This window comes from Caulobacter sp. 602-2 (assembly GCF_011043625.1).
In the GTDB taxonomy this organism is placed as follows: domain Bacteria; phylum Pseudomonadota; class Alphaproteobacteria; order Caulobacterales; family Caulobacteraceae; genus Caulobacter.
On the sequence record NZ_JAAKGT010000006.1, the window covers coordinates 275,948 to 298,451 of the forward strand.

Annotated in this window: 16 protein-coding genes; 10 read left to right on the forward strand and 6 right to left on the reverse strand. The window is 70.1% G+C overall.

All coding sequences use genetic code 11. The features are described from left to right. The first annotated feature begins 79 nt into the window (after nucleotides 1-79). From G5B46_RS14940 to G5B46_RS14970, 7 genes are all read left to right on the forward strand, one after another. Nucleotides 80-361, forward strand: coding sequence for a hypothetical protein (locus G5B46_RS14940; protein WP_165259838.1), 282 nt, complete (start codon nucleotides 80-82; stop codon nucleotides 359-361). Continuing rightward, the gene (locus G5B46_RS14945; protein ID WP_165259840.1) at nucleotides 362-799 is read left to right on the forward strand and encodes a periplasmic heavy metal sensor; all 438 of its coding nucleotides are present in this window, start codon (nucleotides 362-364) and stop codon (nucleotides 797-799) included. It begins immediately after the preceding gene. Then, nucleotides 796-1,368, forward strand: coding sequence for an RNA polymerase sigma factor (locus G5B46_RS14950; protein ID WP_346764934.1), 573 nt, complete (start codon nucleotides 796-798; stop codon nucleotides 1,366-1,368). The genes G5B46_RS14945 and G5B46_RS14950 overlap by 4 nt, the downstream gene beginning before the upstream one ends. Before the next feature lie 108 nt (nucleotides 1,369-1,476). After that, complete coding sequence (locus G5B46_RS14955) at nucleotides 1,477-3,309, forward strand: copper resistance system multicopper oxidase (RefSeq protein WP_165259842.1); 1,833 nt, start codon at nucleotides 1,477-1,479, stop codon at nucleotides 3,307-3,309. After that, on the forward strand, nucleotides 3,306-4,268 hold the full coding sequence (locus tag G5B46_RS14960) for a copper resistance protein B (RefSeq protein WP_165259844.1): 963 nt from the start codon (nucleotides 3,306-3,308) through the stop codon (nucleotides 4,266-4,268). The genes G5B46_RS14955 and G5B46_RS14960 overlap by 4 nt, the downstream gene beginning before the upstream one ends. Nucleotides 4,269-4,301: 33 nt before the next feature. Continuing rightward, nucleotides 4,302-4,628 (forward strand): copper-binding protein, encoded by a 327-nt coding sequence (locus tag G5B46_RS14965; RefSeq protein ID WP_165259846.1) that lies wholly within the window; start codon nucleotides 4,302-4,304, stop codon nucleotides 4,626-4,628. Nucleotides 4,629-4,776: 148 nt separating this feature from the next. After that, entirely contained in the window at nucleotides 4,777-5,943 is a 1,167-nt protein-coding gene (locus tag G5B46_RS14970; protein ID WP_240903499.1) for an alkaline phosphatase, read from the forward strand. 237 nt (nucleotides 5,944-6,180) lie between these two features. Here G5B46_RS14970 and G5B46_RS14975 read toward each other — a convergent pair whose 3' ends face one another. The 5 genes from G5B46_RS14975 to G5B46_RS14995 form a co-directional block, all read right to left on the reverse strand. Next, nucleotides 6,181-13,512, reverse strand: a complete 7,332-nt coding sequence (locus G5B46_RS14975) for a YDG domain-containing protein (protein WP_165259850.1) — start codon at nucleotides 13,510-13,512, stop codon at nucleotides 6,181-6,183. Nucleotides 13,513-13,538: 26 nt separating this feature from the next. Further along, complete coding sequence (locus G5B46_RS14980; RefSeq protein ID WP_165259852.1) at nucleotides 13,539-15,257, reverse strand: ShlB/FhaC/HecB family hemolysin secretion/activation protein; 1,719 nt, start codon at nucleotides 15,255-15,257, stop codon at nucleotides 13,539-13,541. A gap of 145 nt (nucleotides 15,258-15,402) precedes the next feature. Continuing rightward, nucleotides 15,403-16,047, reverse strand: coding sequence for an energy transducer TonB (locus G5B46_RS14985; RefSeq protein ID WP_165259854.1), 645 nt, complete (start codon nucleotides 16,045-16,047; stop codon nucleotides 15,403-15,405). 113 nt (nucleotides 16,048-16,160) lie between these two features. Beyond that, nucleotides 16,161-16,571: a YbaN family protein gene (locus G5B46_RS14990; RefSeq protein ID WP_165259856.1), complete on the reverse strand. Its 411-nt coding sequence runs from the start codon at nucleotides 16,569-16,571 to the stop codon at nucleotides 16,161-16,163. After that, nucleotides 16,555-17,151: a biliverdin-producing heme oxygenase gene (locus tag G5B46_RS14995; RefSeq protein ID WP_165259858.1), complete on the reverse strand. Its 597-nt coding sequence runs from the start codon at nucleotides 17,149-17,151 to the stop codon at nucleotides 16,555-16,557. Before G5B46_RS14995 ends, G5B46_RS14990 begins: the two co-directional genes overlap by 17 nt. A 267-nt stretch (nucleotides 17,152-17,418) precedes the next feature. Between G5B46_RS14995 and G5B46_RS15000 the strand changes: the two genes are divergently transcribed. From G5B46_RS15000 to G5B46_RS15010, 3 genes are all read left to right on the forward strand, one after another. Further along, nucleotides 17,419-17,925 (forward strand): sigma-70 family RNA polymerase sigma factor, encoded by a 507-nt coding sequence (locus G5B46_RS15000; protein WP_205691685.1) that lies wholly within the window; start codon nucleotides 17,419-17,421, stop codon nucleotides 17,923-17,925. Between the two features lie 77 nt (nucleotides 17,926-18,002). Further along, a complete protein-coding gene (locus tag G5B46_RS15005) occupies nucleotides 18,003-18,995 on the forward strand; it encodes a FecR domain-containing protein (protein ID WP_165259860.1) in 993 nt (330 codons plus the stop codon). 150 nt (nucleotides 18,996-19,145) lie between these two features. Next, nucleotides 19,146-22,085 (forward strand): TonB-dependent receptor, encoded by a 2,940-nt coding sequence (locus tag G5B46_RS15010; protein ID WP_346764935.1) that lies wholly within the window; start codon nucleotides 19,146-19,148, stop codon nucleotides 22,083-22,085. A gap of 49 nt (nucleotides 22,086-22,134) precedes the next feature. Here G5B46_RS15010 and G5B46_RS15015 read toward each other — a convergent pair. After that, on the reverse strand, nucleotides 22,135-22,504 hold a 370-nt coding region (locus tag G5B46_RS15015), incomplete at its 5' end, for an amidohydrolase family protein (RefSeq protein WP_165259862.1).

Genomic DNA, 22,504 nt, shown 5'->3' on the forward strand with positions numbered 1-22,504 from the left:
CCCACGCGATTATCGCTCGACATGAGGGGGCGGGACGATTGAAGCGTATAGGGTGATGTCGAGGGCTTGGGAAACGAACATGAGCGAAGAGCTCGACCATCTGATGGAAGCGATGCGGCGCCGGCCGTCGGCGCGGCTGGACGGCCTGGAAGGGCGCGTCTGGGCGCGGATCGACGCCCTGCGTCAGCCGTCGGGGATGCTGCTGACGCCGCTGCGCGCCGCATCGGTGGTGGCCGCCCTCGGGATCGGCATGATCGGCGGCAGCCTCGCCACGACCTCGACCACGAGCAAGCCGGTGGAGATCGCGGCCTTCTCGGTCGACGCCCACCTGGCGCCGTCGACCCTGCTGGACGGCCGCTAGATGGCGATTTCGCGCGGCGCCGTATTGACCGTGGTGCTGGCCTTGGCGGCCGGTATCGGCGGCGGGTGGCTCGGCTCGGGACATCTGCTCCCGAAGCGCGAGGCGCCGTCGCTCCACGATGTCGTCCACAAGGAACTGAAGCTGACCAGCGAGCAGGACCGCCGCATCGAGGCGCTGGAGCAGGACTTCGCCGTGCGCCGTCGCGCGCGGGAAGCCGAGCTCCGGGCCGCCAACGCGCAACTGGCCGCGGCCATCCAGGCGCGCCACGAGTACACGCCCGAGGTCGCCGCGGCGGTCGAGCGCTTCCACGTCGCGATGGGAACCCTGCAGAAGGAGACCGTCGAGCACGTGCTGGCCATGCGCAAGGAACTGACCCCGGCGCAGGCGGCCAAGTTCGATCGTCGCGTCAGCGAAGCGCTCACGCCCGAGACCCCGTGACCCGGTCATCCGGTGACGACGAGGACGGCGCGCTGGCCCGCAGGGCGGCGCAAGGCGATGATCTCGCCTTCAGCCTGCTCATGCGCCGCCACAAGGGCCGCCTCCACGCCTTCGCCCGTCGGCACCTGGGCGACGCCGACGCCGCCCTCGACGTCGTTCAGGAAAGCTTCGTCGCCGCCTGGAAGGCGCTGGATCGATACGATCCCTCGCGTCCTTTCTCGACCTGGCTTTCCGCCATCGCCCTGAACAAGTGCCGTGATCGTGGACGTCGCCTGAAGGTGCGGCGGCTGATCCTGGGCGAGCGCTCGATCGACGCGCCGGGAACGCCGGACTACGCCGATCCGGCCGAAGGTCCCGAAACCCAGACCCTGCGCTCGGAACAGCTGGCGCGTCTGGAGCGCGCGATCGCGCGGCTTCCCGACCAGCTCAAGGAGCCGCTGATCCTGACCGGCCTTGAGGGGCTGTCGCAACAGGAGGCGGCCGATCTGCTCAAGATCAGCGTCAAGGCTGTGGAGACGCGTGTCTACCGGGCGCGCCGGCGGCTCACGGAGTGGCTCGCCGAGGCCTGAAACAATTTGTCGGGAGATTGAGGGAAGGGCGGATCAGGCGCGTAGCATGGGGCGAGACCGCGTCGCAGCCCCGAGGGGCTGGCCCGGCGCGCCCTACGAAGGACTGACATGCGTATCACCCGCGGAGCCCTGGACCGCCGCCGCTTTCTGCAATCCCTGGCGATACTCGGCGGCGGCGCGGCGCTGGCCGAACTGCTGCCCGCCTGGGCGCGTCCCGCCGCGGCGGCCGAACGCTCGCCCGCGGCCCTGACGGGCGAGGACATCCGGCTGACGATCGGCCACACGCCCGTTTCGGTGGATGGCCGCACCAGCCATGCGGTGACTATCAACGGAACCGTCCCGGGGCCCCTGATCCGGCTCAAGGAAGGCCAGACCGTCCGCCTGCACGTCAGCAACGGCCTGGACGAGGAGACCTCGATCCACTGGCACGGACTGCTGGTGCCGTTCGAGATGGACGGGGTGCCGGGGGTCAGCTTTCCGGGCATCAAGCCGGGCGAGACCTTCGTCTACGAGTTCAAGGTCCGGCAGTCGGGCACCTACTGGTATCACAGCCACTCGGGGCTGCAGGAGCAGATCGGGCACTATGGCCCGATGATCATCGACCCGGCCGGCGAGGATCCCGTCGCGTTCGATCGCGAACACGTCGTCGTGCTGTCCGACCACAGCCGCATCCACCCACACCAGATCTTCCGCCGCCTCAAACAGCAGAGCGGCGCCTTCAACTTCCAGCGCCAGACCATCGCCGGCCTGCTGAAGGGCGAGGACCAGACCCTGGCCGAGCGCCTGGAATGGGGCCGGATGCTGATGGATCCGACCGACATTTCCGATGTCACCGGAGCGGCCTACACCTTCCTGATCAACGGCCGGGGTCCCCAGGACAACTGGACGGGCCTGTTCACGCCCGGCGAGCGGGTGCGGTTGCGGTTCATCAACGCCGGCGCCCAGTCGGTGTTCAACGTCCGCATTCCCGGGCTGAAGCTGACCGTGGTGGCCGCCGACGGCCAGCATGTGCGGCCCGTCGAGGTCGACGAGTTCCAGATCGGCAACGCCGAGACCTATGACGTCATAGTCCAGCCAGTCGAGGACAAGGCCTTCACCATCGTTTCGGAGTCGGTCGACCGCTCGGGCCTGGGCCGCGCCACGCTGGCTCCGCGGCTGGGAATGAGCGCCGAGGTCCCGCCGGTGCGCAAGCGGCCCCTGGCCAACATGCGCGACATGGGCATGGACATGAGCGGCATGGATCACGGCGGCATGGACATGTCGGGCATGGATCACGCAGCCATGGGCCATGCCATGCCCGCCGCCAAGCCTGCTCCCGGCATGGCCCCGCCGCGCGCCCGGGGCGGCGACGTGATGGCCAAGGGCGACATGGGCGGCATGGACATGTCCATGCGCAATCCCGACAACGCCCCGCAGGTCCCGCTTGGTCCGGGCGTGCAGATGCTCTCGCCCATGGCGGTGGACCGCACCGCCGAGCCCGGTCAGGGGCTGGAGAGCGTGGGCCACCGGGTGCTGGTCTATCGCGACCTCGTGGCGCTGGAGGCCAATCCCGACCAGCGCGCGCCGGAACGGTCGATGGAGATCCACCTGACCGGCAACATGGAACGCTTCATGTGGGGCTTCGACGGACGCAAGTTCAGCGACAGGCCGCCGCCCTATGCGTTCCGGCACGGCGAGCGCGTGCGGGTCGTGCTGGTCAACGACACCATGATGGCCCACCCGATCCACCTGCACGGCCACTTCTTCGAACTGGCCTTCGGTCCCGCTGGGCACATGCCCCGCAAGCACACGGTGATCGTGCTGCCGGGCGGCCGGGTCGCCTTCGACTTCACGGCCGAGGCCGGCGACTGGGCCTTCCACTGCCACATGCTCTACCACATGCACGCGGGGATGTTTCAGGTCTTCAGCGTGCGGGACGGCCAAGGGGAGGGCGCGCGATGAAGGCCTCCCTGATCGCCCTGCTGCCCGTGTTGTGGGCCGGCCCCGCCCTGGCCCAGCACGACCATCACGCGCCGGCGGCAACGTCGGCCGATCCGCACGCCGGTCATGACATGGGCGCGCCGGCCCAAGCGCCGGCGGCCGTCCAGGCCGCGCCCGATCCCCATGCCGGCCACGACATGGGGGCGATGACGGCCGAACCGTCGATGGAGCCGCCGTCGCTTCCCGATCGCGAGACCGCCGCCCCGCCGGCCCCGACCGATCACCTGGCCGACCGGATCTTCGATCCCGCCGCGATGGAGCAGGCGCGCGCGTTGCTGCGCCAGGAGCACGGCGGGGCCCAGGCCTCGCAGGTGATGCTCAACCTCTTCGAATATCAGGCCCGCTCGGGCGCCGACGGCTATCACTGGGCCGGCGAGGCCTGGTTCGGCGGCGACATCGACCGGCTGGTCATCAAGTCGGAAGGCGAGGGCGACCGTCACGGCGTCGAGAGCGGCGAGGTGCAGGCGCTCTATTCGCGGGCCATGGGCCTCTACACCGACCTGCAGGTCGGCGTCCGCCAGGACCTGGAGCCCAAGTCGCGCACCTACGCCACCGTCGGGTTCGAGACCCTGCTGCCTTACTGGATCGAGGCCGAGGGCGTGGTGTTCGTGTCCAACAAGGGCGACGTGCTGGCCCGGGCCGAGGGCGCGATCGACTGGCGGCTGACCCAGCGCCTGATCCTGCAGCCGCGCGCCGAACTCAACTTCGCCGCCCAGGACGTGCGCGAAACCGGAACAGGGTCTGGCCTGTCCGACGCCGAGTTCGGCCTTCGGCTTCGCTACGAGGTGCGGCGCGAGTTCGCTCCCTATGTCGGCGTCACCTGGGGGCGGCGGTTCGGCCGCACCGCCGACTACGCCCGGGCCGACGGGGAAGGGGCCTCCGACACCAGCGTGGTGTTCGGTCTCCGGGCCTGGTTCTAGCGCCCCACAGTCATTGGTTCACGGAGTAAGCTCATGAAAGTTCTCGCCATCGCGGGTGGCTTTGTCGCCCTGGCTCTTCTCGCCCAGCCGGCCGCGGCTCAGGACGACCACGCCGGTCATGCGGGCCATGCCGCCCCCGCCGCCGCCTCGGCGATCGAGGCTGTCGGCGTGGTGCGTGCGATCGACGCCAAGGCCGGCAAGGTCACCCTGGCGCACGACGCCATCCCCGCCCGCAAGTGGCCGCCGATGACCATGGCCTTCAAGGTCGCCGACCCGGCCCTGCTCAAGGATCTCGCGGTGGGGACCAAGGTCCGTTTCAAGCTGGACGGACAGATGATCGTCGGCTTGACCGCGCTCTAGAGGCGCGACCGCCCGCAGCGGGTCTCTCCCTCGCCCGCCGCCGGCGTGGCGAGGGCGACGCCCGACTGTAACAGTCATTTCACACGAATCCCGCGGGGCAGCGGCTAGAAGGCGCATCGGTTGACGCGATGTTCGCTTGAGGATGCCCATGCTTAAACACCTTCTGGTCGCGGCTTCGCTGTCGCTGGCGGTGTGCTCTCCCGCCCTGGCCCAAGGCGTGTCGCCGGCGCCCGCGGCCAAGAGCCCGCAGGCCTCGCCGAAGGCCAAGAACGTCATCCTCTTCCTCGCCGACGCGGGCGGCGTGCCGTCGGTGAACGCCGCCAGCCTGCTGGGCTACGGCGAGCCCCTCAAGCTGCATATCCAGACGTGGCCGAACCTGGGCCTCAGCGAGACCTCGCCGGTCGACCTGTTCGTGTCGGACTCGGCCAACGGCATGTCCTCGATCATGACCGGCGTGAAGACCCGCAACGGCGTGATCAGCCAGTCGCCCGCCGCGGTGCGCGGCAAGGTCGACGGCGCGCCGACCAAGACCCTGCTGGAGTACGCCGAGCAGCGCGGCCTGCGCACCGGCGTCGTGACCTCCGAGCCGATCACCGACGCCACGCCGGGCGCGACCTACGCGCACTCGAACGATCGCGAGAAGTGGGGCGAGATCTTCCCGCAGGCCTTCGCTCCGCGCTTCGGCGACGGCGTCGATGTGATGTTCGGCGCGGGCCGCCGCAAGATCGGCGAGCAGCTGACCGCGCGCGGAAGCGGTTTCGACCAGCTGGCCAAGGCCCATGACCGGCCGATCTACGCGCGGCTCGAAGAGGCTTCCCCGACCAACGCCCGGCCGGTGGTGGTGGCCGACCAGATCGACGTCCGCGCGGCCGCGCTTCGGGCGCTCGACCTGCTGCAGTCCTCGCCCAAGGGCTATCTGCTGGTGATCGAGTGGGACGCCCACACCGACGACCCCCGCAAGGGCCTGCAGAACATCGTGGACCTGGACAAGCTGATCGCCGAGATCGAAGGCCGGGTCGACCTGAAGGACACCCTGCTGCTGTTCACCGCCGACCACTCGTTCGGCCTGCAGGTCGACGGCGGCCGCCGTGGCGAGCCCGTGCTGGAAGGCTACGACGCCTGGAAGGCCGCGGGTAAGGACGAGGACGTCGTCCGCCTCAAGAACGTGATGGTCAACCGCAGCCATACCGGCGAGGAGGTCGTGGCGCTCGCCACCGGTGCGGGCGCCGAGCGCGTGCGTGGCTACTTCCCCAACACCCACCTGTTCCAGATCATGATGGACGCCTGGGGCTGGAAGCCGGACGCGGTCAACTAGGACAGCGTCCAGCCGCGTCCGTCGGCCTTGGCCGACACGTTGTGCAGGCGAGCGCCTCGCTCAACGAGGCGAGAAGCTTGGTTTTGAACGATAGCGTTTTCATCGACCGCAGGCCCTGAACCGGAGCAGAGATGCTCCCAAGCTCAAGGGACGCGGCGCGGCGCGAGGCGCGCCGGAATTTTATGAATACTTCACAGTCGGCCGAACGGTTTCGCCCGTCCGGCCGATGCGCCGCGGCTAGGGCAGGGCCGCAACGACCCTGCCGTCGGCGGCGCCGGCGGCCTGTCGTGGGCAGCCTTCGCCTTCGCAGGCCGGCCCCGTGGTCTGAAGATTGGGTTCCGGATCCCAATCGAGCGTGAAGTCGGGCGACTGGGTCACGTGCTTGAGCATGATCGAGCCTTCCTGCTCGATGGCGGGCAGCCGCTCGATCGTGAAGACCGCGCCGGTGAAGGTCAGGTCGTAGTTGGCCGACAGGCCCAGGGTCCCCCGTGAGATCGCGTAGTCTCCCGGCGCCTCTCCGGCCGCCCGCGCGAGCAGGCCGCTGAACGAGTCGCCCGTGGCCAGCGACCCTACGATGATCCGATAGGTCAGGGTCGGGTCGACCTGGCCGAACGGCTTGAACTGGCCGTCGGCGGACACCGTCACCTGGCGGCGCAGGATGTCGGCCAGATCACCGCTGACCGCGCTCAGATCGTAGTTGGCGGCGTCGGCGCCGGCCAGCGTGACGCCCGAGGCCGTCACCGCCTTGCCCGAACCGGCGTTCCTGTCGGCGAAATTGTAGGTCCCCGCTGCCGAAACGGTGTCGCCGGCGACCAGGCCGGTCAGGGCGATCGATCCCGTGGCGGTGGTCGCGCCGTCATAGGTCTTGTCGTTGGCGGTCAGCGCGCCGGTGATGGTCTTCCTGAGGATGTCGGCCTGCCCCGTGGACACGCCCGTCAAGGTGTAGTTGGCGGCGTCGGCGCCGGACAGCGCCACCCCGGAGGCGGTGACAATCTTGCCGCTGGCGGCGGTCTTGTCGGCGAAGGCGTAGGTTCCGCCGGCCGAAACCGTGTCGCCAGCGACGACGCCGGTCAGCCCGATCGACCCTGTGGCGGTGGTTGCGCCGTCATAGGTCTTGTTGTCGGCGTTCAGCGCGCCGGTGATGGACTTCCTGAGGATGTCGGCCTGGGCCGTGGATACGCCCGACAAGGTGTAGTTGGCCGCATCCGCGCCGGACAGCGTCGTGCCCGAGGCGGTGACGGTCTTGCCGCTGGCGGCGGTCTTGTCGGCGAAGGCGTAGGTTCCGCCGGCCGAAACCGTGTCGCCGGCGACGACGCCGGTCAGGGCCACGGACCCTGTGGCGGTGGTCGCGCCGTCATAGGTCTTGTTGTCGGCGCTCAGCGCGCCGGTGATGGACTTCTTGAGGATATCGGCCTGGGCCGTGGACACGCCCGACAAGGTGTAGTTGGCGGCGTCGGCGCCGGACAGCGCCACCCCGGAGGCGGTGACAATCTTGCCGCTGGCGGCGGTCTTGTCGGCGAAGGCGTAGGTTCCGCCGGCCGACACCGTGTCGCCGGCGACGACGCCGGTCAGGGCGACGGACCCGGTTGCGGTGGTCGCGCCGTCATAGGTCTTGTTGTCGGCGGTCAGCGCGCCGGTGATGGACTTCCTGAGGATGTCGGCCTGGGCCGTGGATACGCCCGACAAGGTGTAGTTGGCCGCATCCGCGCCGGACAGCGTCGTGCCCGAGGCGGTGACGGTCTTGCCGCTGGCGGCGGTTTTGTCGGCGAAGGCGTAGGTTCCGCCGGCCGAAACCGTGTCGCCAGCGACGACGCCGGTCAGGGCCACGGACCCTGTGGCGGTGGTCGTGCCGTCATAGGTCTTGTTGTCGGCGCTCAGCGCGCCGGTGATGGTCTTCCTGAAGATCTCGGCCTGGGCCGCAGCCAGCGGCGCGAGCACGTAGTTGCCGGCGTCTGCGCCCGAGAGGGCGACGGACGATGCCGTGACCGTCTTGCCCGCGCCGGCGTTGTGGTCATCGAAGGCGTAAGAGCCGGCGGCCGAGACGTCGTCGCCGGTCACCACGCCGCTCAGGGTGATGGCGCCGGTGGCGTTCGTGGTGCGATCATAGGTCTTGTCGTCGGCGGTCAGCAGGCCGCCCAGGGTCTTCGGGTCGATCCGCAGCGAGCCCACGCCGTAGGCGAAGCCGTAGTTGAGGTCCGAGGTCAGGCTGCCGCTGGCGGTCAGGACATAGGTCCCGGCGTTCTTGCTGGTCGCGCCGAAGATCACGGGCGTTCCCGACCAGGCGTCGGCCGCGGTGTCGCCGTTCTGCAGGCCGGTCACCGTCGCCGAGACCGACGGGATGGCGCCGTTGTAGGTCACGACCTGGCTGACCGGCGTCACGTTCAGGATCGGCTGGTAGGCGTAGACGAAGCGGTTGCCGGCGTTGGGCGTCAGCGCGAAGGTTTCGGCCGAGAAGTCGTAGGCCGAGCCGTAGAAGGACTTTCCCGCCAGGCCGCCCAGGCTGTTGCCGGCCGTGGAGCCGGCCGGATCGCCGAAGGCCTGGGTGTAGATCAGCCAGCGCCCGCCGGCGTTGGTCGCGCTGACGGCGTCGGCGCCGCGTCCGTTGGTGAACACCCCGTCGGAGGCCAGGATCACCGCGTCGCCCGCGCCGTCCGCCACCACCTTGCCGTTGGCGGAGAAGGCCATGCCGCCATGCGAGGCCAGGGAGATGGTTCCGGTGCTGTGCACGGTTCCGTCGATGGTCAGGGCGCGATCGTCGATCAGCCGGAACCGGCCGCCGACGTTGCTGAAATCGCCTAGCTGGACCACCTGGTTGGCCGCGCCGAAATCGGCGCCGCCGATCGACGAGCCCGTCAATCTCTGGGCCGTGATGATCCCGGTCGCGGCCTGGCTGATGCTTCCGCTCGAGCGCAGGTCCACCGTCTGGCCCACCGCGGTGATCGGGCCGTCGATGTCCAAGGCCGTCGTGCTGTTGAACGCAAAGCCGCCGGCGGCGACGCTGACGGCGTCCAGCCGGGCCACCTCATTGGCGTCCAGCAGCGTGACGCCCGTTCCCGAAACGACGCCCAAGGACGCGGCCTTCAGCACGCCCTGCTGGGCGATGTCGGCGGCCGCCTCCAGCGACAGCGCGCCGCTGGCCTCGATCACTCGGCCGGGCGCAGCGTCGCCAAGGCGCAAGGCCCCGGACGCCGAACTGACCAGGAGGTCGCCGTCGACATCGGCGGAGACAAGCCGCGTGTCGCCGCCGCCCCTGACCTCGGAGGCGCCGCCCGCCGTCAGCTGGCCGATCGTCAGCGGGCCGCTGGAGACGACGACCGTGACCGCGTCCCGGGCGGCGAGGGTCGTGAGGGTCGTGTCGGTGCGATCCAGGTGGACCCCGACCTTGCCGTTGGCGCTCGAGGCCTCCACCACCGTGCTGGCCCCTGCCGAGGTGACCAGATTGGCCGTGGTGACGGCGCCGGGCGTCGCCGCGCCGAGGGTCACGTCGCCGTTAGCAGATTGCACGAGCAGGCTGTTGCTGCCGGTTCCGGTCAGAACCGCCGCTCCCAATCCGGCCGCGCCGGTTGCGGCGGAGACCTCGATCAGGTCCGCGGCCTTGGCCGAGACGAGGGTCATGCCGCCGACGCTGGCGGTGGCCCGGACTTGCCCGGTCGCGGCGTTCAGCGCGCCCAACTGGCCGCTGGCGGCGGTTACGCGGATGTCGCCGTTGTCGCTGGTGATGTCGCCGCCGGTGACGCCGCCCACCGTGGTGAGGGTGATGTCGCCGCCATAGCGCATGGAGGCGCCTGTGAAGTCGAGGTCGCCGACCGTGTCGTCGATCGTCCAGTCGCCGGCCTTGGCGCCCAGCGGGCTGAGGGCCGCGATCGAGAACCCGCCGCCGGCCAGGACATAGTCGCCGCCGACCGTGACGTCGCCGGCCACGTTCACCTGGCCGGTTCCGCCGTCCAGGGTCACCGATCCGTCGCCGGCGACCGTGTCGAGCGCGACGCCTTGGCCGCTCACGTCGATGTCGCCGTCGCCCAGCCCCGAGCCGGCGCTCAGTTGCGCCAGGCCCAGGATCGCGCCGTCCTGGGCGACGATGGTCAGCTTGCGGTCGGCGTGGATCGCCGCGGTTCCCAGGTCGAGGTCGCCGAGGGTGTCGGTGATGGCGACGTCGCGGATGACGCCGTTGAACAGGGTGGGGGTCAGGGCGTCGCCGAGGAAGGCCTGGGCGGTGATGGCGTAGTCGCCGCCGCTGGTGATCGTGGAGCCGGTCTCCAGCGAGCCGCCCATGGCTTCGATCGTGATGTTGTAGGCGGCGATCTCGTCGATCTTCAGGTCGCCGGTCTTCTGGACGACGGTGGCGCTGCCGCCGATCGACGCGCCGACCAGGGCCACGCCGTTGGTGGCCGAGTCGATGTTGACCACGGCGTCGCCGTCGAAGGACAACACCTGCAACCCGCCCAGGCCGCCGCTGGCGGCGTTGGTGTCGACATAGTTTGCGGCGGTGATCGAGACCTTGTCGTCGGCGCCGAAGGTGGCGGTGTTGGCCGCCAGCACGACCACGCCGTCCGGCGCCTTGGCGCCGCGCAGCGTCGCGTCGCCGTAGAGCGAGGCGACCACGACCGTCTGCCCGGCCTCGGCCAGTTGCACCGTGAGGTCGGTGTCCATGGCCGAAGCCTCGAGCATGCCGCCGGCCGTGACATGGCCAAGCTCGACGGCGCCGCCGATGAGCTCCAGGTCGCCGTCGCTGGAGATCAGGCTGGCCAAGCGGCCGTCCAGCAGGCCGTCGGTCTCGACGTGCACCAGGCCCGCGCCGTGAACCGACCCCGTGATCGTCAGGTCGCCGCCGGCGTCGTAAAGGCTGACGTCGCCGTTGGCGGCCGTGGCCGTTCCGACGGTCATCGCGCCGTCCAGCACTTCCGCATAGACGTCGCCGGTCGTGGCCGTGAGCGCGCCGAAGGCGCCGGGGCCGCTGGCGATCGTGATGTCGACGTCCGCGCCCTCGACCGTGTCGATCGCCGCGCTGGTGTCGAGATGGACCATGGCCGAGCCGCTGGTCGACTTCACCTCGGCCGTTCCCGTGCCGCCGCCCGAGCGGGTGAAGACGTTGTCGGAGGTGATCGCCGTATAGTCGGGATCGCCCAGGACGGCGTTGCCGGATGCGGTGATGCGGAGATCACGGGCCGCGCCCGCGCCGGTCAGGTCGGCCTTGCGCAGGATGGCCTGGCCGCCGAAGGACTGGACGGTGATGTCGTCGCCGGCCGTCGCCGAGGCCAGGTCGATGTCGCCCGCCGCCATCACCGTGACGTCGCCGCCGGCCGCCAGGTCGTAGGCGCTGGTCAGGATGTCATAGGACTCCAGCCGCAGATTGCCGGTGGCGGTCAGGGCGCCGGCCAGCACCAGGCCGCCGTCGGTGTCGATGATCGTCAGGTTGCGGATCGTTCCGCCGGGGGTCAGCGCCGCGCCCGTCCAGTCGCGCGCCTTGGCGGTGTAGTCGCCGCCGCCCAATGTGACGCTGGTGGCGTTGATCGTGCCGTTCGTCGCGTCGAGGTAGGCGCTGAAACCCTCGATGACGTCGACGTCGAAGCCGCCGTCTATGCCGATCCAGGCCGTGCCGACCGTGTTGCTGGCGGTCACCGAGGTCAGGCCGCCGCCGGTCAGGCTGTCCAGGAACACCATGGCGTCGCCGCCCGACGAGGTGACGTTGATTGTTCCGGCGCCGCCCGTGCGGCTGACGTAATCAGCAGCGCCGATGCTCAACGGGGTGTCGGCGCCCAGGGTCGCCGTTCCCGTGGCGGAGATCGTGAGATCGCCGCCGCCTGTCAGCAAGGCCCTGCGCAGGGTCGCTCTGCCGGACAGCGCCTGGACGAGGGCCGATCCGCCGGACGACAGGGAAATGGCCGACACGTCGCCCGTGGTCGCCGTCAAGGTGGCGTCGCCGCCGGCGGAGAGCAGGCCGCTCAAGCCGGTGTTGACGGTCAGGCCGGTCGCACCCGTGAGGTCGAGGTCGCGTGCAGCGACGATCTGGACGTCCGAATTCACGGTCAGGTCGCCTGCCGTGGTGGTTATGGTGATGTCGCGCCCGCCGACATCGCCGGCGACGGTCAGGGCTTTGGCGTTGTTCAGCACCACGTCGCCGGTCAGTGTCTGAACGTCGCCGACCTGATTGATCATGTTCGCGCCGGTCAGGCTGACGCCCATGGCGGCCTCTGCGGCCAAGGCGTTGGCCGTGACCACGCCCGACGTCTGGTTCAGGGCGCCGGTGGCCGAGGTCAGCGAGGCCGTGCCTGCGGCGCTGTAGGCGCCCGTCAGCGCCAAGTTGCCGCCGCCGGTCCAGGTCAGGTTCCTGCTCGACGAAGCCGAGGCCAGGCTCGTCGATGTGGCGGCGCTGACGGTGATGTCGCCGGCCCTTGAGCCGCTTCCCGTGGTCTCCAGCGACTGGGCGGATACCGAGCCTGCTGTCGAGCGAAGCAGAATGTGGGAATCGTCGCTTCCGGTTCCCAGGGTCCTCAGGCGAGAGCTGGCCGACGAGCCGACCGTCACGTTGCCGTCGGCGGTGATCTCGATGTCGTCGCCGGCGTAGATCCGGTTGGTCAGCAGCGCCGAGGTCGTGGCGGTCAGATAGACGCTGCGCCCGGCGTCGATGGTGCTCGCGAAGACCTGGGGCGCGCTCAGGGTCAGGTCGCGCGCCGAGTTGCCGAGGGTCAGCGAGGCTGATCCGTTGCTGGTGATCAGGATATCGCCGGAGGTCGTGGTGGTGGCCGCCCCGACCGAGCTGTTGTTGTTCGATGAGACGGTGACGCCGGTGGCGCCGGTGATCTGGGTCACGGTCGCGCCGGCGCCGCCCGCGGTGACCGTGGCCGCGCCGCTGGTGGCCGTGACTTCCGAGGCGGTGATCGAGCCGGATGTCGTGCTGACCTGAGCCGTCGCGCCATAGACCGTCTGGGCGCTGAGAGCGCCGCTGGTTGCGCTGAGCACGACGTTGCCGGACGCATCGATGGAGGCGCTGGTCGCCGAACTGACCGTGGACAGGCGGATCAATCCGTTGGACGCCGCGCGAAGCACGGCCGTCGGATCGGCGGCGTTGACGAAGTTGGCGTCGATCAGCCCCGTGCCGCCGGCGAAGACGAAGCCGCCTGCGCTCATGGTCGCGCCGGGCGAGACGATCACGCCTTGCGGCGAATAGAACCAGATGTTGCCGCCGGTCGCCGCCCCGACCCTGCCGGTGACCGTGCCGCCGTTGTCGATGGCGATCTGGCTGGTCGTCTTGTTCAGCACGATGTCGCTGGAGGCGTTGAACTGGAACTCCAGCGTGTCGCCGTTGCTGACGTGCAGGCTGGACCAGTTGATCACCGTCCGTGAGGCGTTCAGCTGGACCTGCAGGGTGATGGGGTCGGCATAGGTGATCAGCGGCTGCGAGCCGCCCGAGGAGACCGTGATGTCGCCGGCCCCCGGGATGGTCGGGAGGGTCCCGGCCGAAGCGGGCTCGGCCAGCATGGCGGCGACGCCGCACAGGGCCGAGGCGGCCAGCAGTTTCGTCCGGCGCGGCGAACGGGGGGCGGGGAAGCGGGGCGGGGACTGGGTCATGGAGAGCGCTCCGGAGACGTCAGCGGTTAGAACAGGGCGGCGGACAGCGAGACGAGCACGCGCGACGAAGGCGCGTCGCCCGTGCCGAACGGGCTGTCGAAGGGCTTGGCCCAGGTCAGGTCGAGCGCCACCCGCGAGGTCAGCTGCGCCCGCACCCCGACCCCGGCCGAGGTAAGGTCCAGCTTGCCGGCGCCGACGCCCAGGTTCGTCAGTTCGGCCAGGTCGTAGAAGGCGTAGGGACGCCAGGCGGCGCGCCCGCCGTTGAAGGGCAGGGGGACGGTGCTGAACTCCAGCGAGGCCGCCAGAGCGCGGTCGCCCGACGCCGACGACGGGTCGTAGCCGCGCCCGATCGTCAGGTTGCCGACGCCATACTCCTCGTAGGACAGCAGCGGATCGTCGGTGTGCTGCCAGACGACGTTGAGCTTGCCGATCACCGGCCCGGCCAGGCGGCCGCCGATCTCGCCCTCGGTGCGCACCACCGTGGCCTTGGGCTTGCCCAGCAGGCGCGACGCCGAAAGGTCGCCATAGCGGCTGGCCCCCAGGCCATTGCTGCCCTGGCGCACCTCGAACACGCCGGTCATGGCCACCGAATGCGAGGCCAGACTGGCCGGGGCGTAATGGCCGTCCAGGCGCAGGAAGAACACCCGCAGGTGATCCTCGGTCAGGGTGGCCATGCCGCCGCCGAACTCGACCTTCTGGTCGATCCAGTCGAGGCCGACGCCGATGTTGAGGTTGCGGTTGCGGTGACGCGTCAGCGGATAGGTCAGGCGGATGCTGCCGGCGAAGGAGTCGCCTTCCAGGTCCAGCGGCTTGAGAACATCGCCTGGCTTGGTCCAGCCCCAGGCGCCCGACATGTCGGCGGTGAGGCCGTCGGCCCCGATATAGAGGCGTTCGGCCACCTGGATGACCCGCTGCTCGTCGCTGGACAACGTGCCGTAGCCCAGGATCGAGGTGCGCTCGCCCAGCGGCGTGAAGCCATTGAGATCGAGGCGCGCCAGGGTCAGGTCGCGGCCGACTGTCTTGGAGCCGTAGTTCTGGGCGACCACCGAACCGTCGACGGCGTCGCGGGAGATGGCGACTTCCAGGTCCAGCGCGCCGTCGCCTTGCGGTGACGGCTTCAGCGCCGACTGGATGCGCACGCCCGGCACGTCCGAAGCCAGCAGCAGGTAGCGCTGGGCGATGTCGAGGTCGAACGGCGCCATGCCGCGCAGCTGGTTGAGGAACCGCACGACCTGCTTCTGGGCCGGACCCGCGTCGCCGCTGTAGTTGACCGATCCGATCCGCGCCTCGACCACCGTCAAAGTCAGGCGCCCATCGGCGATCCGCTGCTCGGGAATGACCACGTTGGCCAGCACGCCGCGCCGCAGATACAGCGACGCCACCCGGTCGCGGATCTCGCAGACGACGCTGAGCGGAGCTTCGCGACCGATGTACTCGGCATAGGTCGAGGCCAGGGCCTGTTCGGAGACGGCCAGGCCGCCGGAGGCGCCGCCCTGGAAGTCGACCGCCTTGAGCGTCACCCTGATGGGGCTGTCACGGAAGGCGCAGGGACCGGCCTCGACGCCCTTGAACAGGTCGCCGCGCGGCGCAGCGGCGATCGGGGCGGCGTTGGCCGGATCCAGTTCCCGGCGGGAGGGCAGGGCGATCTGGGCGTCAGCCGACGTGGCGGTCAGCAGGGCCGTGGCCAGGCAGGTCACGATGCTCGCGCCCAGGACGGCGCGACGCACATCCAACAAGACTTTCAAGCCCCACCTCCGCCCTATCGCTCGACATCGCCCTCAAGCTAGGCGTCACTATGGTAGAAAAACGTGCGTTGTAACACCGCTTCGCAATCTTAAGGCATCGTGGCGGGAGCGCCGACGCCCGCGATCCAGGCCGTCCGTAGGGGTTTCAGGGCCGCGCGATGAAGAACTCGACCGGGACGACCAACTCCACCTCGTCAGGGCGGTCGGCGGGAACCGGGGGCAGGGGCTGGGCGCGCTTGGGGGTGTTCACGGCGGCGCGATCCAGTTCGCCGAAGCCCGACGAGCGCTCCAGGCGCGACCACAGCACCTTGCCGTCCCGGCTCATCCGAAAGCGCACGTGGGCCACGCCCTGCTGTCGGCGGGCCTGGGCCGCCGGAGGGTAGCGGCGCTTCTTTTCGAGAGCAGCCAGGACCTGGCCCTCCCAGGTGGCGACGGCGTTGCTGGCGGCGCGTTGGGCGACGGGCGCGGGCTGGGTCGGCGGAGCCGTCGTCTGGGGCGCGGCCGGTCCTGGATCGACGGGCGAGGCGGGGCGCGGCGGCGTGAAGAACACCGGCTCCGGCGCTGCCGGGGCTGTCTTGACGGGCGGCGGCTTTGGCGGTGTCGGCCGCGCGGCCTGGCGCTCCTGCTGCTGCGGGCCGGGCGGAACCTCCAGCTGGGGAACCGGCGGCGAGGTGGTCTCAAGTTCCACGATCATCGGCGCGGCGGGGGGCGGCGCCACGAAGGCTGGAGCGAACCCGCCGAACAGGATCGCGCCGGCCAGGGCCGCGTGCAGCCCTACCGACAGCGCCATGCCAGCGGCCGTCCGCGAGCCGCCTCGGCGAGGTGCGCGGACCGCCGCGAGGGGCGCTGCGATGGGAAGATGCTCGAACGGGCCGGCTTCCTGTCTGGCCAGGGCTATGGGCTTCACCCCTGCGCGCCCCGCGACGGGCGCGAGACCACATAGGCCGCGCACAGGCCGATGATGGCGGCCACGAGCAGCAGCAGCGGCCACCTGGGATGGGCGCCCCACCAGAAGATCGCCAGGCCCGCGGCCATGCCGCCGCAGGCCATCAGCTTGGCGGCCGGCGGGATGGCCCGATCGCGTCGCCAGGCGCGCAAGGTGGGGCCAAAGCGCGGGTGGTCCAGCAGCCAGGCCTCCAGCCTGGGCGAGGACTTGGCGAAACAGGCCGCGGCCATGATCAGGAACACCGTCGTCGGCATCAGCGGCACGAAGGCGCCGATGAAGCCCAGCGCCACGCAGACCAGGCCAAGGACCAGCCAGACCCAGCGGATCAGGCGCGGTCGCTGGTGGGCGTCCTCAGGCGAAGGCGTCATCGACCAGTCCCCGCACCCGACGGAACGCGGCGGCGGCGCCGTCGACGGCGCGGGTCTCCTCGATATCGCCGAAGGGCAGGCCGTCAAGGGCGGCGACGAAACCGCGCCAATGGCGGCCCCGGCCTTCGGGATGGGGCGCCAGGTGACGGGCCCCGAAGGTCTCGTCGAGGCCCAGGGCGGCCGCCGCTTTCAGCAGGAACGCCGCGCCGAGATTTGAGCCTTCGGCCACGTACAGCCAGCCGAAGGCCTCGGCCGCGTCGACAGGGCCCTGGCCGAAGACCGGCGGCGTCGAGGCGCTCGGTGCGGGCTGGCCCAGGTCCTGGATGTCCTGGGCGATCAGGTCCAGCCGCCGGCGCTCAGACAGGTCTGGAACCAGGGCCGTCAGGGCGGGGTGGGTGTAGAGCGCGTCGATCTCGCGGTGGAAGCCCCACTGGGCCTTCAGGAACCGGCCGTAGCGGTCGCGATCGCGGAACGGCTCCAACGACATGATCCGGCTGTCGAGCTGGTCATGGGTGGTGCTGGTGCGAGCCTTCAGCCGCTTGGCGCGGGACGGATCGTTGATCGAGACGTGTGCGTTCATGGGGCCTTCCGGAGCTTCGGGGCGCGCCGGCGATCGCATCGCATTCGCGCCTCACGCGGGAATGACGGTTCAGGCCCGCCGCTTTCCGAAAGAAAATCGCACGAGCGCTCCGATCTTTTCGCTTCCGTCGGCTTCGCGGGCCTGCGTGCCAGGGATCGTGACGCAAAACAAGCCTTGTTGCGACTTATTCTCAAGTGTTAAGGGCGCGTTCCGGCGTCGACCGCCGGTGGCGCGCCCGCGGTCCGGGCGTTTTCGTCTGGCGGGCGCGTGACGCAGAAGAAGATGATCCGCTCGCACTACCAGGCCCACCGCGACGGGCTGGTCCGCTATGTCCAGGCGATCACCGGCGACCGCGACCAGGCCGAGGACGTGGTGCAGGAGGCCTATCTGCGTCTGGGCCAGGCCCTGACCGGGCGGTTGCTCGACGACCCGGGGCGCTATCTCTTCCGCATCGTGCGCAACCTGGCGCTGGATGGGCGCCGGCGGGGGCGGCGAGACGGCCGGCTTTATGCCGATGATCCCGACCCGCTGATCGAGGGCGCGCGCGACGAGCAGCCTTCTCCCGAAGCCAGCGCCCTGGCGCGCGACGACTATGAGCGCCTGCTGGCGGCGATGGCCGAACTGCCCGAGCGGACACGGATCGCCGTCGAGATGCACCGCCTGGGCGGGGCCAAGCTGCGCGAGATCGCCGCCGAACTGGGGATATCGACCTCGGCGGCGCATCAGCTGGTGGTCGACGGCGTGGCCCACTGCCGCGACCGGTTGCGCCGCTGAACCGGATTTCTGGAAAAACCTGATGCTCGAACGTCGATTGCAACGAACGGCCGCGCGGGCCGGAGGAACCTGACCGAATGGCCGAGCAAGACGTCACGCGCGCGGACGCCGAAGCCCTGGAGTGGTTGCTGGCCCTGCAGGAGGAACCGCAGGGCGCCGACGTCGTCGCGCGCTTCGAGGCCTGGCGCGCGGACCATCCCGAGCGGGCCCAGGCCTGGGACGAGATCGTCGGCGTCTATGGCGCGATCGGTGACGTTGCGCCGGTCCATGCCGAGCGCTGGGCGGGCCTGCCGGGCAGCGTGGAGCGCGTTGTCGCCGGCCGGCGTCGCGAGCGCCGCGCCACGCCCTTGGGGGTTGGCCGGCGGCGACTGGTCGCGACCTTGGCGGCCTCCGCCGCGGCGCTGGCCCTCGCCGTACTGACGCCGGGCGCGCTGGTTCGGTTGCAGTCGGACTATGTCACCGGCGTCGGCGAGGTGCGGGAGGTGCGCCTGGAGGACGGCAGCCTGGTCAGCCTGGCGCCGGAGTCGGCGCTGGCGGTGGACTATTCGGCCGGCCGGCGGGATCTGCGGCTGGTCAAGGGACGGGCGTGGTTCGACGTACGCCATGATCCGTCGCGGCCTTTCAGCGTGGCCTCGCGGCAGGTGAGCGCCCGGGTGCTGGGCACGGCCTTCGAGGTCGACGCCGATACGCCGGGCGTCCAGGTGCAGCGCGGGCTGGTCGGAGTGAGCTCTTCTCGGGCCTCGAGCATGGAGCGCGTTCCGGCTGGCCGCGGCGTCGCCCTCGACCATGATGGGCGCTTCCGGCGCGCGGCGGTGGATCCCAACGCCGTGGCGGCGTGGCGGGACGGCCAGTTGCTGGTCGAGAACGGCGCCATCGGCGACGTCGTGCAGGCGCTCGGGCCATGGACGCGCGACCTTGTGCTGGTGCGGGGCAGGGGGCTGTCCGAGCGCCGGGTCACGGGCGTCTATAACCTGCGTGATCCGGATGCGGTGATCCGCGCGCTGGCCCAGGCCTACGACCTGGAAGTCACCCAGGTGACGCCCTGGGTCCTGGTGCTCTCCGAACGCTGACGGCCCCAAGGGGCTGTTTCGCAAGGGAAATCGGCCGCTCGCGAAAATCTCGAACTTTTTTCGGAAAAAGCCGGTCCTGCGTCGTCGATTGGGAAGAACGGATTGCACATGCGTCGCAATCTGCAGTTTTTCGCAAGTTCGGAGACGGTCGTGGGGTTTTCCAATCGAGTGCGTACGGGCGGCCGGCAGGCGGCGCTGGCCGCGGCGCTGATGCTGACGACGGCGCTGGCCGGGACGGGCGCGGCCATCCCTGCTTTCGCCCAGGAAAGCGCCCAGCGCGCCTATGACATCCCCGCCCAGTCTCTGCCGTCGGCCCTGACCGCCTTCGGCCGCCAGTCGGGCCTGCAGGTCAGCGTTCCGGCGGCCTTGGCCAAGGGGCGCACCTCGGGCGCCGTCGCGGGTCGCCTGTCGGCCGGCGAGGCGATCAGCCGTCTTCTGGCCGGCACGGGCCTGACCTACCGCATCCAGGGCGACGTCCTGACCCTGTCGCCGGCCCCCGCCGCCGAAGGCGCGACCCAGCTGGGCGCGCTGCGCGTCCAGGGCGACGTCGCGGGTGCGGGGCAGGGCGGCCCCTCCGGCGCGCCCTTCGCCGACGAGGAAAGCGATCAGGCGCGCGGCGACGCGGTCTATTCCAAGGCGCGCTCCTCGGCCTACATCGCCCGCGAGACGCTGGAGCGATTTCGCGGCACGTCGGTGGCCGACATGGTCAAGGGCGTGGCCGGGGTGACGGCGGGCGACCCGCGCTCGGCCAACGCGCTCGATCTCAACATCCGCGGCGTGCAGGGCCAGGGCCGTATCCCGGTCGTCATCGACGGCGGCCAGTCGACCATCGACACCTATCGCGGCTATGCGGGCCAATCGCAGCGCAACTATCTGGATCCCGACCTGATCAGCAGCGTCAGCATCACCAAGGGGCCGAGCCTGGACGCCAACGCCTCGGGCGGCATCGGCGGCGTGGTGGTCATGGACACCCTGAAGGCGGCCGACATCCTGCGCGCGGGCAAGGACTTCGGCGTCCGTGTCCGCGCCGGGATCTCCGACGCCAGCACCAAGGACCTGCCCGCCTGGAGCGCCTTCCAGAACCCCAGCCGCAACGACATCACGCGCCCGGGCAGCCATTTCTACAACCTCGCCGTCGCCAAGAGCTGGGACCGTTTCGACCTGGTGGCCGCCTATGCCAAGCGCGAGAACGGCAACTACTTCTCCGGCTCGGAGGGCTACGAGGACTTCCCGACGGGGCGCGGCCTGCTGGCGACGCTGAACCCGGCCAAGACCGAGGTGTTCAACACCTCCAACAGCTCCGAGTCCTTCCTGCTGAAGGGAACCTGGAAGATCAGCGACGATCAGGTCCTGGAAGCCGGCTATCGCCACTTCGACGGCCGCCAGGGCGAGATCATGGCCTCGCAGATCATCCGCGTGAACCGCGAGCGCGTGCCGCAGTGGGCGCTGGGCCACATGGATCTGGACGCCTATAACCTGCGCTATCGCTACCGCCCCGCCAACGACCTGATCGACCTGAAGGCCAACCTCTGGCTCACCAAGGCCGAGAGCCTGGCCTACAACGGGCTGACCGGCGTGACGCCCTGGTTCCTCGACCGGCCGACCCAGTGGTACGACGGCCCGACCTTCAACACCGAGGACGGCTATCGCGACGCCTACTGGAACGAGCTCTCCATCGAGCGGTTCGGCGGCGACGTGACCAACACCTCGCGGGTGTTCACCGGCCTTGGCCGGCTGGACTTCACCTACGGCGGCTCGTTCACCAGCGAGGACATCAAGCCGGGCCCCAACTCGCCGATCCTGGAAGAGGACCTGCGCAACAACCGCTACCTGCGCAACGCCGAGCGCAAGGAGTACAGCGTGGTCGGTTCGGTGACCTGGGCCCCGAACGACCAGTGGGAGCTGACGGCCGGCGGCCGCTTCAACCGCATCGACATCCGCGACCGCAACCGCACGGCCACCGAAGGGCCCTACGAGGTGATCGGCCGCTATCGTGACACCACCTTCTACATGCCCAACCCGACCCGGCCGGGCGCGCTGACCAGCGTGGCGCGCGTCTACTGGTTCCCGGACGCGCAGGGCGCCTTCACCGAGGCCTCTCTGTTCGCCTCGCCCTACGAGAAGGGCACGGTGGGCGACATCAAGGGCTGGACGACCTATCGCGCCGACGCGCCCGAGAACCTGGAAGGTCCGACCTCCTGGACGTGGTCCAAGCCGATCCGCCGCAAGGCCGATGCGTTCATGCCGACGGTCAGCGCCGGCTATAAGCCCACGCAGAACAGCCTGATCTACGTGAAGTACGCCGAGGGCGTGAAGCTTCCCAGCCTGTTCGAGTCGACGCTGGGCCTGTTCACCGCCGCCAAGCCCACCGACGACCTCAAGCCCGAGCGCAGCAAGAGCTGGGAAGTCGGCGCCAGCATCCTGCAGCGCGATCTCTGGAAGACGGGCGACCGCGGCGCGCTGAAGGTCGCCTATTTCGACACCCGCATCCGCGACCTGATCACCCGTGACTATCGCACCCTGTCGGCGGGCCTGATCCGCAATGTCGACAGCTTCAACGTCGAGGGCGTGGAGCTGCAGACCTCGTACGACATGGGCCGGGTGTTCGCCGACCTGTCGGCTCACCGCTACTTCAAGGCCGAGACCTGCGCGCCCGACATCGCCGCCGAGCGCCGGGCCTATGGCCAGCAGCGCGGCATCGATGAGCTGATCAACACGCCCGACTGCGTGGCCGGCGGCTTCGAAGGCTCCTACACCAACACCCAGAACCCGCCGAAGTACAACGTCAACCTGACGGTCGGGACGCGCCTCTTCCAGGAGCGGCTGATCGTCGGCGGGCGGATGGTCGCCAACTCGGGTCCGATCAGCAAGCTGGACAAGGAGTGGAACGTCGGCCTGTCGGCGATCCAGCAGCTCTATCGCAAGGCCACGGTCTACGACCTCTTCGCCACCTACAAGGTGACCGACCAGGTGACGCTGGACGCCAATCTCGACAACGTCGGGGACGAATACTACCTCGACCCGCTGTCGCTGGCGGTGGTTCCAGCGCCGGGGCGCACCCTGCGCCTGGCCCTGACCTGGCGCTATTGAGGCCGCGCGGCGCGGCGGCCTGGTCCTGTTCCGGCCGTCGCGCGCAAGCCTAGCCGCGCCCGTCGATCCAGGTGCGGACGACGTTGCGGTGGTCGTCGAGGAGGACGAGGTCGGCGGCCATGCCGGGGGCGATGGTTCCGCGCCGGGCGGCAAGGCCCAGGAAGGCGGCGGGGGCGCTGGAGGCGGTCATGACGGCCTCTTCCAGCGACAGGCCGAGCATGTCGACGGCGTTGCGGACGGCGCCGATCATGTCGAGGTCGGAGCCGGCCAGGGTGCCGCCGGGGCCCACGCACACGCCGTCCTGTACGGTGATGGCCTGGCCCTGCAGGGTGAAGCGCTTGTCGGTCATGCCGACGGTGGGCATGGCGTCGGTGACCAGCATGAAGCGGTCCAGCGGCCGGGTGCGCAGGGCGATCCTG

What these genes read in the sequence shown, in the direction of transcription:
- G5B46_RS14965 (WP_165259846.1), top strand. Translation starts at nt 4,302, where the DNA reads ATGAAAGTTCTCGCCATCGCGGGTGGCTTTGTCGCCCTGGCTCTTCTC.
- G5B46_RS14995 (WP_165259858.1), bottom strand. Translation starts at nt 17,151, where the DNA reads ATGAACGCACACGTCTCGATCAACGATCCGTCCCGCGCCAAGCGGCTG.
- G5B46_RS14955 (WP_165259842.1), top strand. Translation starts at nt 1,477, where the DNA reads ATGCGTATCACCCGCGGAGCCCTGGACCGCCGCCGCTTTCTGCAATCC.
- G5B46_RS14975 (WP_165259850.1), bottom strand. Translation starts at nt 13,512, where the DNA reads ATGACCCAGTCCCCGCCCCGCTTCCCCGCCCCCCGTTCGCCGCGCCGG.
- G5B46_RS15005 (WP_165259860.1), top strand. Translation starts at nt 18,003, where the DNA reads ATGGCCGAGCAAGACGTCACGCGCGCGGACGCCGAAGCCCTGGAGTGG.
- G5B46_RS14960 (WP_165259844.1), top strand. Translation starts at nt 3,306, where the DNA reads ATGAAGGCCTCCCTGATCGCCCTGCTGCCCGTGTTGTGGGCCGGCCCC.
- G5B46_RS14945 (WP_165259840.1), top strand. Translation starts at nt 362, where the DNA reads ATGGCGATTTCGCGCGGCGCCGTATTGACCGTGGTGCTGGCCTTGGCG.
- G5B46_RS14985 (WP_165259854.1), bottom strand. Translation starts at nt 16,047, where the DNA reads ATGGCGCTGTCGGTAGGGCTGCACGCGGCCCTGGCCGGCGCGATCCTG.
- G5B46_RS14990 (WP_165259856.1), bottom strand. Translation starts at nt 16,571, where the DNA reads ATGACGCCTTCGCCTGAGGACGCCCACCAGCGACCGCGCCTGATCCGC.
- G5B46_RS14940 (WP_165259838.1), top strand. Translation starts at nt 80, where the DNA reads ATGAGCGAAGAGCTCGACCATCTGATGGAAGCGATGCGGCGCCGGCCG.
- G5B46_RS14970 (WP_240903499.1), top strand. Translation starts at nt 4,777, where the DNA reads ATGCTTAAACACCTTCTGGTCGCGGCTTCGCTGTCGCTGGCGGTGTGC.